Annotated in this window: 12 protein-coding genes and 2 tRNA genes; 8 read left to right on the top strand and 6 right to left on the bottom strand. The window is 67.3% G+C overall.

Translation table 11 applies throughout. The features are described 5' to 3' along the window. Nucleotides 1-143 precede the first annotated feature (143 nt). On the top strand, nt 144-950 hold the full coding sequence (gene cmrA / locus ACEL92_RS08525) for a mycolate reductase (RefSeq protein WP_374025166.1): 807 nt from the start codon (nt 144-146) through the stop codon (nt 948-950). A gap of 3 nt (nt 951-953) precedes the next feature. Here the strand turns inward: cmrA and ACEL92_RS08520 are convergent, their stop codons facing one another. Continuing rightward, nucleotides 954-2,516 carry a helicase HerA-like domain-containing protein gene (locus ACEL92_RS08520; RefSeq protein WP_374025165.1) on the bottom strand — a complete coding sequence of 521 codons (1,563 nt, stop codon included), beginning with the start codon at nt 2,514-2,516 and terminating at the stop codon, nt 954-956. A gap of 120 nt (nt 2,517-2,636) precedes the next feature. Here ACEL92_RS08520 and orn point away from each other — a divergent pair, with 120 nt between their 5' ends. From orn to ACEL92_RS08505, 3 genes are all read left to right on the top strand, one after another. Continuing rightward, nucleotides 2,637-3,284, top strand: coding sequence for an oligoribonuclease (orn, locus tag ACEL92_RS08515; RefSeq protein WP_374025164.1), 648 nt, complete (start codon nt 2,637-2,639; stop codon nt 3,282-3,284). A 45-nt stretch (nt 3,285-3,329) separates the two neighbouring features. Next, nucleotides 3,330-3,405 (top strand) — tRNA-His (locus tag ACEL92_RS08510). Between the two features lie 89 nt (nt 3,406-3,494). Next, complete coding sequence (locus ACEL92_RS08505) at nt 3,495-3,893, top strand: hypothetical protein (RefSeq protein WP_374025163.1); 399 nt, start codon at nt 3,495-3,497, stop codon at nt 3,891-3,893. Between the two features lie 8 nt (nt 3,894-3,901). Here the strand turns inward: ACEL92_RS08505 and ACEL92_RS08500 are convergent, their stop codons facing one another. From ACEL92_RS08500 to ACEL92_RS08490, 3 genes are all read right to left on the bottom strand, one after another. Then, on the bottom strand, nt 3,902-5,098 hold the full coding sequence (locus ACEL92_RS08500; RefSeq protein WP_374025162.1) for an Ig-like domain-containing protein: 1,197 nt from the start codon (nt 5,096-5,098) through the stop codon (nt 3,902-3,904). A 153-nt stretch (nt 5,099-5,251) separates the two neighbouring features. Continuing rightward, nucleotides 5,252-6,154, bottom strand: a complete 903-nt coding sequence (locus ACEL92_RS08495) for a DMT family transporter (protein WP_374025161.1) — start codon at nt 6,152-6,154, stop codon at nt 5,252-5,254. 65 nt (nt 6,155-6,219) lie between these two features. Then, a complete protein-coding gene (locus tag ACEL92_RS08490) occupies nt 6,220-8,574 on the bottom strand; it encodes an MMPL family transporter (protein WP_374025160.1) in 2,355 nt (784 codons plus the stop codon). A 279-nt stretch (nt 8,575-8,853) separates the two neighbouring features. On the opposite strand from ACEL92_RS08490, the gene ACEL92_RS08485 reads away from it, so the two are divergent. The 3 genes from ACEL92_RS08485 (at nt 8,854) to ACEL92_RS08475 (ending at nt 12,234) form a co-directional block, all read left to right on the top strand. Further along, nucleotides 8,854-10,092, top strand: a complete 1,239-nt coding sequence (locus ACEL92_RS08485; RefSeq protein ID WP_374025159.1) for a GNAT family N-acetyltransferase — start codon at nt 8,854-8,856, stop codon at nt 10,090-10,092. A gap of 176 nt (nt 10,093-10,268) precedes the next feature. Next, nucleotides 10,269-10,341, top strand: a tRNA-Lys gene (locus ACEL92_RS08480). A 150-nt stretch (nt 10,342-10,491) separates the two neighbouring features. After that, nucleotides 10,492-12,234, top strand: coding sequence for a DUF3556 domain-containing protein (locus tag ACEL92_RS08475; protein ID WP_374025158.1), 1,743 nt, complete (start codon nt 10,492-10,494; stop codon nt 12,232-12,234). A 4-nt stretch (nt 12,235-12,238) separates the two neighbouring features. Here ACEL92_RS08475 and ACEL92_RS08470 read toward each other — a convergent pair whose 3' ends face one another. Beyond that, a complete protein-coding gene (locus tag ACEL92_RS08470) occupies nt 12,239-12,466 on the bottom strand; it encodes a DUF3618 domain-containing protein (RefSeq protein WP_067760600.1) in 228 nt (75 codons plus the stop codon). Nucleotides 12,467-12,564: 98 nt separating this feature from the next. Here ACEL92_RS08470 and bcp point away from each other — a divergent pair, with 98 nt between their 5' ends. Next, nucleotides 12,565-13,038, top strand: coding sequence for a thioredoxin-dependent thiol peroxidase (bcp, locus tag ACEL92_RS08465; protein WP_374025157.1), 474 nt, complete (start codon nt 12,565-12,567; stop codon nt 13,036-13,038). A gap of 117 nt (nt 13,039-13,155) precedes the next feature. Here bcp and ACEL92_RS08460 read toward each other — a convergent pair whose 3' ends face one another. Beyond that, nucleotides 13,156-14,481, bottom strand: a complete 1,326-nt coding sequence (locus ACEL92_RS08460) for a dipeptidase (RefSeq protein WP_374025156.1) — start codon at nt 14,479-14,481, stop codon at nt 13,156-13,158. Nucleotides 14,482-14,543 lie beyond the last annotated feature (62 nt).

The raw sequence follows: 14,543 nt of genomic DNA, 5'->3' as shown, positions 1-14,543 counted from the left end.
CTCCGCCGCGCTCGCGATCGCTGCAATTTGTTTCGCAGCCGACCCGCCGCGCCCGGCTCCGCCGCGCTCGCGATCGCTGCAATTTGTTTCGCAGCCGACCCGCCGCGCCCGGCTCCGCCGCGCTCGCTGTCTACGATTGGCTCATGCCGATCCCCGCTCCCAACCCAGACGCGCGTGCCGTGGTGACCGGAGCCTCGCAGAACATCGGCGAGGCGCTGGCCACCGAACTGGCCGCCCGCGGACACAGCCTGATCGTCACGGCGCGACGCGAAGACCTGCTCAACGAGCTGGCCGACCGGCTGAGCGACAAGTACCGCGTCACAGTCGACGTGCGACCCGCCGACCTTGCCGATCCCGGGGAACGGGCGAAGTTGTGCGAGGAGCTGGCCGCCCGACCCATTTCGATCCTGTGCGCCAATGCCGGCACCGCGACCTTCGGTCCGGTGGCCACGCTGAATCCCGCAGGGGAGAAAGCCCAGCTGCAGCTAAATGTGCTGGGCGTGCATGACCTTACGTTGGCGGTGCTGCCCGGCATGGTCGAACGAAAGGCCGGCGGTATCCTGATTTCCGGCTCGGCGGCCGGCAATTCGCCGATTCCGTACAACGCCACCTATGCGGCCAGCAAGGCGTTCGCGAACACCTTCAGCGAGTCGCTGCGCGGTGAGTTGCGCCACTCGGGTGTGCACGTCACGCTGCTGGCGCCCGGACCAGTGCGCACCGACCTCCCCGACGACGCCGAACGGTCGCTGGTCGAACGGATGGTGCCCGAATTCCTGTGGATCTCCACCGAACACACCGCTCAGGTGTCGCTGGATGCCTTGGCGCGCAACAAGATGCGGGTGGTTCCGGGCCTGACGTCGAAGGCCATGTCGGTGGCCAGCGGCTACGCGCCGCGCGCTATCGTCGCGCCCATCGTCGGCCGCTTCTACAAGAAGCTCGGCGGCAGCTAGCCCTTACTTTCGGCGGCGACGGCCGGTACCGAAGATGTTCTTGGTGATTTCGCGTATTGCCGTGTTGATGCCGCTTTTCACCGTCGGGTTGCTCAGCACCTCCTCCCACATGGCGGGGCCTTTCGGCTCCGCCGGCTGCGGCATCGGCGGTGGCGGCTCGTTCGCCGGGACCGGCGGGTAGTCGGACTGGGCCTGCGGCGGCTGGGTCTGCCGATCCGGCGCGCCGGCCTGGGGCGGGGCCGGTCGCTCAATCGTCTGGCCGTACTTCTGTTGCAGCGGACTGGCTTTCGCCGCGGCCGCGATCTCCTCGTTTCCGATCGAGGCCATCAGCGACCGGGGCACGCGCATGCGCGTCCACGCGACGGGAGTGGGTGCGCCCTTCTCGGACAGCACGGTGACCACGGCCTCCCCGATGCCCAGCGACGTCAGCGCCGATTCCAGCTCGTAGACATCGGTTTTCGGATAGGTCCGCACGGTCTTGCTCAGGGCCTGCTGATCGTCGGGGGTAAACGCCCGCAGCGCGTGCTGGATCCGGGCACCGAGCTGCGAGAGCACATCGTTGGGCAGGTCGGTGGGCAGCTGCGTGCAGAAAAACACCCCGACGCCCTTGGAGCGGATCAGCTTGACGGTCTGCTCGACCTGCTCGAGGAACGCCTTGGAGGCGTCGGCGAACAGCAGGTGCGCCTCGTCGAAGAAGAAGACCAGCTTGGGCTTGTCGATGTCGCCGACTTCGGGCAGCACCGCGAACAAGTCCGCGAGCACCCACATCAGAAACGTGGAGAAGATAACGGGACGCAGCGACTGGCCACTGAACTCGAGCAGCGAGATGATGCCGTGGCCCCGGTCGTCGACGCGCAGCAGGTCCTGGGGATCGAGCTTCGGCTCGCCGAAAAACGTGTCGCCGCCCTCGCCGGCGAGGTTGACGAGCGCCCGCAGGATGACGCCCGCCGTCGTCGGCGAAACGCCGCCCAGGTCTTTCAGATCGGCCTTGCCCTCGTCGCTCGTCAGATGGCTGATCACGCCGCGCAGGTCACCCAGGGTGACCAACGGACGGCTGGCCTGCTGGGCCCAGTGGAAGATCAGCCCCAGCGTCGATTCTTGAGTGGCGTTGAGCCCCAACACTTTCGACAGTAGAACCGGTCCGAAGCTGGCCACCGTCGCGCGGACCGGCACGCCGAGTCCCCCGGTGCCCAGCGACAAGAACTCGACCGGAAATCCGGTGGCCACCCAGTCGTCGCCAGTGTCTTTGGCGCGCGCGGCGGTCTTGTCGTTGGCCTCGCCCGGCCGGGCCAGACCCGACAGGTCGCCCTTGACGTCGGCCATCATCACCGCCACGCCCGCCGCGCTGAGTTGTTCGGCGATCAGCTGCAGCGTCTTGGTCTTCCCGGTTCCGGTCGCACCGGCCACCAGGCCGTGCCGGTTGATGGTGGCCAACGGGATGCGAATCTGCGCCGCGGGGTCGACGGTGCCGTCGACGACGACCGTGCCCAATTCGAGTGCCTGCCCGTCGAAGGCGTACCCGTTGGCGACCCGGCGCGCGGGTGTTTCAGCGGATTCGGTGCTCATGGTGCTGCGCCCCCGTTCCCAGTGGTTTGAGCATGCGGTCCGGCAACGCTCACACTACTTCTCCGGCGCAATTAGGGGCGATGGCCAGCGCGAGCGCCGCGTGGGCCTAGTCTGAGCGCTGTGCGAGACGAGTTGGTGTGGATCGACTGCGAGATGACGGGGCTCGACCTCGGCTCGGACAAGTTGATCGAAATCGCGGCCCTGGTCACCGACGCCGATCTGAACGTTCTGGGCGACGGCGTCGACGTGGTGATCCACGCCGACGACGCGGCATTGTCGTCGATGATCGAGGTGGTCACCGAAATGCACACGCGTTCAGGGCTGATCGACGAGGTGCGGGCGTCGACCGTCGACCTGGCGACCGCCGAGGCGATGGTGCTCGATTACGTCGGCAAGCACGTCAAGCAACCCAAGACGGCGCCGCTGGCGGGCAATTCCATCGCCACCGATCGCGCGTTCATCGCCCGTGACATGCCGGCTCTGGATTCGTTCCTGCATTATCGGATGATCGACGTGAGCTCGATCAAGGAGCTCTGCCGGCGCTGGTATCCGCGGATCTACTTCGGCCAGCCGGTCAAGGGCCTGGCGCACCGCGCGCTGGCCGACATTCACGAATCGATCCGCGAGCTGCAGTTCTACCGGCGGACGGCGTTCGTCTCCCCGCCGGGACCTCCTACCAGCGAGATCGAGGCCGTGGTCGCCGAACTGGAGGGCGACGGCAACGGCCAAGGCCAAATCGATTCGGCCGCCGAGCCACCGACCGGCTAGTATCGACGTCGCCGCTCGATGGCCTCGAGGCCGCCGGCGGCGATGGTGGCTGTAGTTCAGCTGGTAGAGCACCAGGTTGTGATCCTGGGTGTCGCGGGTTCGAGTCCCGTCAGCCACCCCAATCGGCCGGAAGCCATGGCTGCTTCCCGACCGCCGGGTCGTTTCGGCCCACGCAACGCGATTGCACCCTAACCGGGAGGGAAGCGCGCCGTGCCCCCGAAGCGTCATCGCCTCCCCCTGAACGCGGCGATCGCGGGCTGCGCTGCCGTGTTCGCCGGCTGCGGTGGTTCGAATGGCACGGCGACCACCGTCACGTCGACGGTGCCGGCAGAGACCAAGACGGTGACGGTGACCGCCGCGCCGCCGCCCGCGCCGGGTCCGAAGACGACCATCGAGTCGGACGGCACGTTCATGGTCGGCACCGACATCGCACCGGGCACTTACCGCAGCGCGGGGAAATACGGGTGCTATTGGGCGAGGCTGCGCAGCCTGGACACCAACGACATCATCGACAACAACGTCAACGACGGCCCGCAGGTGGTGCAGATCCTGCCCACCGATCGCGCATTCATGACCAGAAACTGTGCGGCCTGGCACAAGGTGGACTGAACCGCACGTCAGGTGTTGGCGTTGCCGGCTTTCCACTGCGGCCAGGGAATGTTCCAGTCGCCGAGGCCCTCGGTGCCCGGCAGTGTCGGCCCCACCGTGTTGATGACCTCGACGATGTCGCCGGCCTTGCTGTGGTCGTAGAACCACTCGGCGTTGCTGGGACTCACGTTCAGGCACCCATGGCTGGTGTTGGTGTGGCCCTGGGCGCCGACCGACCACGGCGCGGAGTGCACGAAGACGCCGCTATAGGACATCTGTGTGGCCCAATCCACTTCGGTGCGATATCCGTTGGGCGAGTTGACCGGAACGCCGTAGGTGGACGAGTCCATGATGATGTGCTTGAACCGGCCGCCGATGATGTAGAAGCCGTTGTCCGTCGGGGTGCTGTCCTTGCCCATCGACGTGGGCATGGTCTTGACCACCTCACCGTTGACGCGCACGGTCACCGTCTTGGTGGTGTCGTCGGCGGTGGAAATGACCTCGTCGCCAATGGTGAAGTGGGTCTTGACGTTGTCCTCACCGAACATTCCGTCACCCAGGTCGACGCCGTAGGTGTTGACCGCCACGTCGATGGCCGTTCCGGATTTCCAGAAATGCTCGGGGCGCCAACGCACTTCGCGATTGTTGAGCCAGTAGAACGCGCCCTCGACGGGCGGGTTGGTGGTGATCTTGATGGCTTTCTGCGCGGCGGCGCGGTCCGCGATGTTCTCGTCGAACCGGATCGCCACCGGCTCGCCGATGCCCACCACCTCGCCGTCGCCCGGGGCGACGTAGGGCATCGTCAGGTGCGCGGGCGAAGAAGTTTGGAAGGTCATCTGCCGACTCGCCGCGCCCCCCATGCCCAGCGCTTTCACGCTCAAGGTGTAGCGCCTGTTGTAGCCGAGTTGCTCGGTGGTCGACCAGCGCAGTCCGTCGGGGCTGAGCTGGCCGCTGATGGACCTGCCGTTCTCGTTGACCATGGTCACCGACGCGAGAACGCCGTCGGCGACGCTGACCGTCACAGGAGCGTCGACCGTGACGCCGACGGCGCCGTCGGTCACCGTGGAGGTCAGCTTCGGGACGAGCAGGTCAGCGAATGGGGTGCCCTTGTCGGAGATCACGTTCGCCGGGGCCGCGGTAGGGTTGCCACCGCAAGCGACGCCGAACACAGCAACCGAAGCGATCGCGGCGGCCAGCCACGATCGTCGTTTGCGCAAAGGCGTCATCGAGTGACTTTCCGTGAGACATTCACCCAGTTGGTCACCGCTGACCAGAACAGTGCATGAATTGTAATAGGTTTTTGGCGGCATGTATGGCGACTCAACCGGCCGCCCCGCCGGTGTCGCGCGGCCGGTTTACGCCACGCTGCGGCGGTGTAATTACGCCGGCTGGCTGAGCTTGTCGTGCAGCTCCGCCTCGACCCGATCGCTGGTATTCACGGCCTCGACGCGGGCGAGCTTGACGATGGCCGCCGCCATCACCAGCACCGCCGCCGCCAGGGCGATCGTCCTCACGCTGCCCGTGTCCAGCGTCTCGCCCAGGACGACGACCCCCAGCGCCACCGCCACCACCGGCTGCGCCACCTGCAGGGTGGGCATCGACGCGGTCAGCGGGCCGGCCCGGAATGCCGCCTGGCTCCACACCACGCCGCCCAGCGTGACGAGGATCGCGGCGTACAGCTCGGGGGTGCGGGCGACGGCCCAGGGGCCGTCGTCGAGTCGAGCGACAACCACCTTGGCGAGCACGGCGAAGACGCCCCACAGGGAACCGGAGACGAAGGCGAATAGCGCCGCGGCCGCGGTGCCACCCCAAATCCGCCCCGCCGCGACGCAGCCGACCAGCAGCGGGCCCAGCACCACGGCCACCAAGGCCCAGGTTGCCAGCGACGCGGACGAGTGACCGGGCCGCGGATTGCCGACGACGACGACCACGGTCACGGCGACGGTCAACAGCCCGGCCCACGTCCACTCCGCGCCGGTCATCTTTCGATGAAACAGCCTGGCGTTGATCGGCAGCGCAAATAGCAGCGAGCACATGAGCAGCGCCTGCACCAAGAGCACCGAACCCTGGCCCAGAGCGGCGGCCTGCAGGCCGACGCTCATGACGAGCAGCGCCGCACCCCACCACCACCGCCCGTTGCGCAGCAGGCTGGCGAACAATCCGACGTGACCAATCGACTTGTCCTCGACGCAATGCGCCGCCCGTTGCTGCAGAACGTCACCGGTCGCGACGCACAGCGCCGAACTCAGCGCCAGCACCGCGGCGATCTCCGTGTGGGCCATGAAAGTTCTCCGTCGATGTCGGAAGTCAGCCGCGAAGGCCGGCGGGCAGCAGCGAAGGTCGTGCGTCAGCCACGGTCAGCCGCTTTGGTCGGCCATCTCCTGATCATCGGTCGTGCCGACTCGGGCGCGTCGGCGGCCCAGCGCCGCCGGCCCACCTCCGCCGCCGCGTCCTCACCGGTGGCCGACCGATTCCGCAGCCACTCCAACGGTCTGGGCGCCCACCAGGTCCACCGGCCGAGTGCGTGAAAGAAGGCCGGCACCAACACCATTCGCACCAGGGTGGCGTCGGCCAGCACCGCGAGCGTCAGGCCGAGGCCAAGCATCCGCATGAACGACACGTGAGCCGGGATCAGTGCGGCGAACGAGATCGACATCACCACCGCGGCGGTGGTGACCACCCGCCCGATCCCCGCGATGCCCAAGGCCGTGCTCTCGTCGGTGGCGGCGCGCGCTTCGGCGGGGCTCGGCGGTGTGTCCTCGATGGCTAACGAGGCAAGCCAGTACTCGTGGATCCGGGACACCAGGAACACCTCGTAATCCATCGCCAGCCCGAACGCGATGCAGAACAACAACACCGGGATGTTGGCGTTCAACGTGCCGTTGGGCGTCGTGCCCAGCGCACCGAGATTCCCGTCTTGAAAGATCCACACCATGGCGCCGAACGCGGCCGTCAACGACAGCACGTTGCACACCAGCGCCTGCAGCGGCAGGACCGCGCTCCCGGTGAGCAAGAACAGAAGCGCGAAGGTGACCAGGGCGATCAAAGCGAAGACCAGGGGCAGCCGCGTGGTTATCGCGTTGACGCTGTCGCGGTTGATCTGAGACAGGCCCGTCATCTCCACGGGATGTCCGGCCGGCCCGGCGACCTGGTGCAATCGGTCCAGCTGAGTGTTGGAGGCCTGCGAATACAGCGGCGCGGAGCTCGTGACGGACAGGAACGCAGCGCCGTTGGCCACCCCGGTCGCCGCGGCGGCCGGACCCACCCGGTTGCCCGCGACGAACGTTCCTGTCGGCGCGCTGACGGCGGACACGTCGGGCACTCGCGACAGGTCGGCGGCGTAACGCTCGAGGTCGGCCGGGGTCACACCGCGCGCGTCGGGAACCACGATGGTGACGCCCGTTCCGAACCCGTTGGCGAAGTCGTGGTCCAACATGTCGGCGACCTGACGGGACGACGCCGACCGGGGCAACACCCGCTCGTCCGGGAAGCCCCACTTCACGCCGAGGAAGGGGACGCCCAACAACAGCAGCAAGGCGACCACGCTCAGACCGACCGGCAGGGCGTGGCGCAACACGAACCTGGTGGACCGGTACCAGAACTGGTCTTGGAGCGGCCGGTGCGCGTGATCACGGAACGACCGCTGCCCATGCAAGACGCGGTGCATCACGCGGCGGGCGTCCATCGCGTCCAGCCGGGGGCCCAGTAGCGCGATCGCGGCTGGGGTGACCACGACGGCCGCCAGCGCGACGATGGCCGCAGTGGCCACGATGGTGTAGGCCGACGACTTCAAGAAGTACATGGGGAACACCGCCATCACCGCCATCGACAGCCCGACGGTGGTCGCCGAGAACAGCACCGTGCGGCCGGCGGTGGCCATGGTGCGGATCAGCGCCCGGTCCCGGTCGCCGCTGCGCGCCAGCTCCTCGCGGAAGCGGCTGATGATCAGCAGGTTGTAGTCGATCGCCAGGGCAAGGCCCATCGCGATGCTGAGATCCAGCGCGTACGTCGACACGTCGGTGGCGAACGTGATCAGCCGCAAGACCGACATGGTGCAGACGATGGCCAGGGCGCCCAGCGTGATCGGCAGCGCCGCCGCGATCACGCCGCCGAGCACCCACACCAGCACCGCGAAGCTCAGCGGAATCGCGATCGACTCCATCAACAGCAGGTCACGCTCGTTCTGGTCATTGATCTGGGCATACGCCACAGCCATGCCGCCCGCGCGCACGGTGACACCCTCGCGGTCGTGCACCAGTTCGTCGGTCAACGCACTGGCGTACTTCTGGGCGTCGTTCTCCCCGCCTTTCAGGCCGGCGACGATCATTCCGGACTTGTGGTCCTTGCTGACCAGCTGGGCGGCGGTTTGGGGCGGCGAGGTCCACGCCGAGGAAACGTTCAGCACCCACGGCGACGTTTTGAGGCGGTTGGCGATGTCGGTCCCGACGTCACGGGCCTGGCTGCTCTGCACGCCAGCCGGGGCGGTGACGACGATGAGCATCTGCTGATCGGTCTCGTTGAACTTGTTTCGCAGGACCTCGGTGGCCCGGGAAGATTCCGAGGTGGGGTCCTGGAAACCGCCCCCCGACAAGCTGTTGATCACCGGCAGACCGAAGGCCGCGGCTGCGACCAGCACCAGGACGGCGATCCCGATGATGCGTCGCGGGGCGGCGATGGCGAGACGGGTGATTGCTTGCAGCATCTGTGGCCCTTTCTGCGCTAGCCCCGGCCCATGCCTATACCCGGCCGGGGGCCGCCTGACGCCCGCCGCACCGAATTGGTGTCGCCTCCGGGAGACGGTCGCGGCTGCGAGTGACCATCGCCACTCACATGCGCATAAGCGCAGGCGTTCTAACACCATTAATCTAGAACTGCGTTTGATGTACCGGTCGTCGGGTATCGGTCGGGAGTGGCGCGGTACTAGGAGAACTCGGTATGCACGGCGCCGGTTCGGTTGGACCAGTGTCGGATTGGATGAGCGATGAACACGACGGACAAAGCCATCGCGATTAGGCACCCAACCGAAGATGACTGGCTGGCTCTGTATGAGAACCAGGCGCGCACGTTCGGCGACCCGGTGGATTCGCGCACAGTCGAAGCCTGGAAGCGCCGAGTTTCGCTGGAAGACATACTGATTGCGGAAGATGTCTCCGATCCGCAGGACCGGTTTCCGGTCGGCACCTCCATCATCTACCCGTCGCGGCTGACCGTTCCGGGCGGCATCAGCCTGCGGGCTGCGTGGTTAACGATGATCTCGGTCGCCTCGACGCATCAGGGCAAGGGAATTTGGGCCCAGCTCAGCGCGCAGGGGCTGGGGATTCTGCTGGATCGCGGTTACCCGATCGTCTGCGGTGTCCCGACCCAGACCGGGATTTACGACGGTTTCGGCGCCGGCGTGGCGACGCACGGCCACACTTACGTGATCGAGCGGCGCGCGGCAAAACTGCGGGCCGCGCCCAGTACCAACCGGGCCCGCGAGGTGAACGCCGCCCGCGCACGACGTCTCCTGCCGGAAATCTATGAGCGCTGGTGCGACGTCACCCCCGGGGCGGTGGCGCGCAACAGCGCTTGGTGGGAGGACTATTTGGAGGACAGGCCGACGCAGCGCGGCGACCGGTCCGCCCTGTATCACACGGTCCACCCGGACGGCTTCCTGACCTATCGGATCGCCGATCAGCCGCACCACACCTTCCAGCCACCCTTCGGCACGGTAATCGTCGAGGACTTCTGCCCGATCACCGACGAAGCGCATACCGAACTGCTTCAGACGTTGCTGTTTCTGGACATGTTCGACCGCATAGAGATCGAGGTACCGCGCGACGACCCGCTGCCGCTCAAGCTGCGCAATCCGCGCGCCGCTCGGACCAAAGGGATCAGCGATTTCCTCTGGGCGCGCATCAACGACGTGCCCGAAGTGCTCAGCGCCCGTGAGTACAGTGCCGATGCCGACGTCGTGCTGGACGTCGCCGACCCGCTCAACCTCGCCGGGGGGCAGTTCCTGCTCCAGACGCGGGACGGCGCGGGCAAGTGCACGCCGCACGACGGGCCCGCTGACATCAAGATCTCACTGGCCGACTTGGCGACGACTTACATGGGCGCTTACCGGGCCCGCGAGCTGTTCCGCGCGGACCGCATCACCGAACTGCGTCCCGGCGCGCTGCGCGAACTCGACGCCGCCTTCGGCACCGACCGGGCGCCGTACTGCGGAACGCTTTTCTAAAGTTGAGTTCAACGGCCGCAGGCCATTTCGCGGGGCAAGTTCGGCGGCACTCCCGTTGACCGGTCCACCACCAGCGGCCGGCCCGCGCGGTCGTGGCTATGCTGGAAAAGATCGGGGGATTTCACTTCGCGACGGGACGCCTGTTATTGTCGCGTACGCGGTCTTGACCGCCGAAAGCGCCGTTAGCTCAGTTGGTAGAGCAGCTGACTCTTAATCAGCGGGTCCGGGGTTCGAAACCCTGACGGCGCACTTCAGAAAAATCCCAGGAAGTTCTTCGCCCGCCAATTGAGCCGGCCCGGCTTTTTTCCGCGTAATTCGGCTGCCGCACGAATGTGGCTGCAGGTAGCTTCTCCTTCACAGCGAGTGCCCCGTGGAACGAGCCGTGCCGAAGGAGCTGCAATGGGGTTCATCCAGCCGAATCTGCCCGTCGTCGACGTGGCCGAATGGAGCAAGCAACCCCGCGCCCAGCGGATCGTTCCGATGGTGCGCCACATCGCCGAGAACGGGTTCGGCACCCCGCTGGTGATGCATGTCATGTACGGCGTGAAGATCGCGCTCTACATCCTCGGCGGGTGGGTGTTCGGGTGGTGCACGACGGGCATCGGCAGCTTCGCCGGCGTGGCCGCGTGGTGGTCGGAACCGATCGTGTTCGAGAAGGCCGTGCTGTACACGATGCTGTTCGAAGTCGTCGGCCTCGGCTGCTGCTTCGGGCCACTGGCCGGCCGCTACTTCCCGCCGATGGGCTCCATCCTGTATTGGTTGCGGCCCGGCACCATCCGGCTGCCCCCATGGCCCGACCGGGTGCCGCTGACCAAGGGCAGCGTCCGCAGCCCGATCGACGCCATCCTCTACGGCGCGCTCCTGGCGCTGCTCTCCGTCGCGCTGGTGTCCGACGGCACCGGCCCAATTCCGGCCCTGCACACCGAGGTTGGTGTGCTGGCGCCATGGCACACCGTCGCGATCCTGGCGGTGCTGGCCGTTATCGGCCTGCGCGACAAGGTGATCTTCCTGGCCGCTCGCGGTGAGGTCTACGCGCCGCTGGCGCTGGTCTTCCTGTTCTCCGGCGCGGACTCCGTCATCGCGGCCAAGGTGGTCTTCATGGTCATCTGGCTGGGGGCGGCCACGTCAAAACTCAACCGGCACTTCCCATTCGTCATCTCGACCATGCTGGCGAACAACCCGTTCATCCCGTCCGGGGCGCTCAAGCGGTCGATGTTCAAGCGCTATCCGGACGACCTACGGCCCAGCGCGCTGGCGGGTTTCATCGCGCACTTCTCCACCGCCGTGGAAGGCCTGGTGCCGCTGGCGCTGCTCTTCTCGCACGGCGGCTGGCCGACGGCCATCGCCGCGTTCGTGATGATCGTCTTCCACCTGAACATCCTGCTGGCCTTCCCGATGGGGGTGCCGCTGGAGTGGAACGTGTTCATGATCTTCGGGGTGCTGTCGCTGTTCGTCGCGCACGCTCGCCTCGGATTGTCCGACCTGGACAACCCGGTGCCGGTGGCGATCCTGTTCGTCGTCATCGCCGGTGTCGTGGTGGTCGGCAACCTTTACCCGCGCAAGGTGTCCTTCCTGCCGGGCATGCGCTATTACGCCGGCAACTGGGACACCACGGTGTGGTGCGTCAAGCCGTCGGTCGACGAGAAGTTCCGCACCGGCTCGCGCGCGCTCGGGCCGATGCAACACCTGCAGCTCGAACGCCTCTACGGCTCCAAGGAGGACACCCTGGTCCCGCTGCACCTGGCGATGGCGTTCCGCGGGATGAACACCCACGGCCGCGCGCTGTTCACCCTGGTGCACCGCGCGCTGGCCGGCTACGACGAGGACGACTACAACCTGTGCGAGGGCGAGGTCCTGTGCTCGATGGTGCTGGGCTGGAACTTCGGCGACGGGCACATGCACAACGAGTGCCTCATCGAGGCGCTACAGCAGCGCTGCCATTTCGAGCCCGGCGATGTGCGCGTGGTGATCCTGGACGCGCAGCCCATCCACATCCAGCGCCAGGAATACCGGCTGGTCGACGCGGCGACTGGCGAATTCGAGCGCGGCTATGTCGACGTCGACGACATGGTCACGGCGCAGCCCTGGGCCGACGACATTCCGGTGCACGTTCAAAGCGGCACCGGCGCCGGCATGACCTGACGGGTCAGCGGTTGCGGACGCGGTGCACCACCACCACCACGACGAGGACACCGACGCCGGCCAGCGACACCGTCACCGCGGGCTTTTTTACGAAGGCGATAACCCGAACCTTGAGGTCATCGGCCAGGCGGCGCGGGTTGGCCCGCACGGCGAGCGAGTCGACGGTAGCCGCCAGCTGGTCGCGGGCGACGTCGATGTCCCGCTTGATGGCCTCGGGGTCCCGGTCCGCCACGTGTCTGTCCTCCCAATCGGCCTGATGCACCTGACGCACTACCCTAGATCAGCTGGCGATAACCCCAACGCTCCGGTAAACAGAAAGGGGCCCAGAAATTGGCCGAGACCACGCGGCTTGCGCCGGGCGACAAAGCGCCCGCCTTCAGCCTGCCCGACGCCGACGGCAACAAGGTGTCGCTGGCCGACTACAAGGGGCGTCGCGTCATCGTGTACTTCTACCCGGCGGCTTCGACACCGGGCTGCACCAAGCAGGCCTGCGACTTCCGCGACAACCTGCACGAACTCAGCGACGCCGGCCTCGACGTCATCGGCATCTCCCCCGACAAGCCGGAGAAGCTGGCCAAGTTCCGCGACGCCGAGAAGCTGACGTTCCCGCTGCTATCGGATCCCGAGCGCAAGGTGCTGGCGGCCTGGGGCGCCTACGGCGAGAAGCAGATGTACGGCAAGACGGTCCAGGGCGTGATCCGCTCCACCTTCGTGGTGGACGAGAAGGGCAAGATCGCGCTCGCGCAGTACAACGTGAAGGCGACCGGCCACGTCGCCAAACTGCGGCGCGACCTGTCGGTCTGACCCGCCGACGCCGGGCGAACTCACCGGCGATTGCACTCCGCACCGGCCACGGCGGATCATTTAGCCGTGGACGCGGACGTATCCCAGCGGGGGTATTGCGGTTGGTCCGGAGCGCCGCTAGGCCAGGTTGGCCAACAGCAGCGCCTCGGCGATCGCGGCGCGTTCCAGCACACCGAGGTGCAGGCTCTCGTTGATGCTGTGTGCCTGGGTGCCGGGATCCTCGACGCCGGTGACCAGGATCTTGGCTTGCGGGAACGCATCGGCGAACTCGGCGATGAATGGGATGGAGCCGCCCATGCCCATGTCGATGGGTTCGGTGCCCCACGCCTGCCGGAAGGCCGCCCGTGCGGCCTCGTAGACCGGCCCGTTGGCGTCGATGGCGTAGGGCTCGCCGACGTCGCCGCGGGTGACGGTGACGTGCGCGCCCCACGGCGCGTGCTCTCGCAGGTGCGACGTCAACGCGTTCAGGTGGGCCTCGGCGTCGCCGCCGGGGGCGACCCGCATGCTGATCTTCGCCCGGGCCCGCGGAATCAGCGTGTTCGATGCCTTCTCGATGGGCGTGGTGTCGATGCCGATGACCGTGATCGCCGGTTTGGCCCACAGCCGCTGCGGCGCCGAGCCCGAACCGATCTCGGATACCCCGTCCAGCAGGCCGGATTCGGCGCGCACCCGCTCGGGCGGGTAATCCACCGCGGCGGCGGTACTTTCGTGCAGACCTGCGACGGCCACGTTGCCGTCGTCGTCGTGCAGACTGGCCAGCAGCCGCACCAGGACGCTCAGCGCGTCGGGCACCACCCCACCCCAGATACCGGAGTGTAGGCCGTGATCGAGCGTGGCGACCTCGACCACGCAGTCGACCAGGCCACGCAGCGAAACCGTCAGCGCCGGAACGTCGGTGCTCCAGTTGTCCGAGTCGGCGATGACGATGACGTCGGCGGCCAGCGCGTCGCGGTGGGCGGCCAGCAACCGGCCCAGGGACGGCGAGCCGGATTCCTCTTCGCCCTCGACGAAGACGGTCACACCGACCGGCGGTTGACCGCCGTGCGCCCTGAAGGCGGCCAAATGCGTTGCGATACCGGCCTTGTCGTCCGCGCTGCCGCGGCCGTAGAGCCGCCCGCCGCGTTCGGTGGGCTCGAAGGGCGGCGACGACCACTGGCCCGCGTCGCCTTCGGGCTGGACGTCGTGGTGGGCATACAGCAGCACGGTGGGCGCGCCCGGCGGCGCGGGATGGCGTGCGATGACGGCCGGCGCGCCGCCCTCGCTGACGATCCGTACATCGCCAAAACCGGCCTGCGCCAACAGGTCCGCCACCGCCCGCGCACTGCGGTGCACCTCGTCGCGGCGGCCCGGGTCGGCCCACACCGATTCGATGCGCACCAGGTCTTCGAGGTCGCGGCGCACCGACGGCAACAGCTCGCGGACGCGCTCGACAAGATCGCTCATGCCGCTGTCCTCGGACGCCGAGCGTGGGGGCTGGGTAGGAAAACCGGCGTGAATTCGTCCAT

The sequence above is a fragment of the Mycobacterium hainanense genome (assembly GCF_041890355.1).
Taxonomy (GTDB): domain Bacteria; phylum Actinomycetota; class Actinomycetes; order Mycobacteriales; family Mycobacteriaceae; genus Mycobacterium; species Mycobacterium hainanense.
The sequence above is the reverse complement of the archived record's forward strand: the minus strand, read 5'-3'. Positions and strand labels throughout refer to the sequence as shown.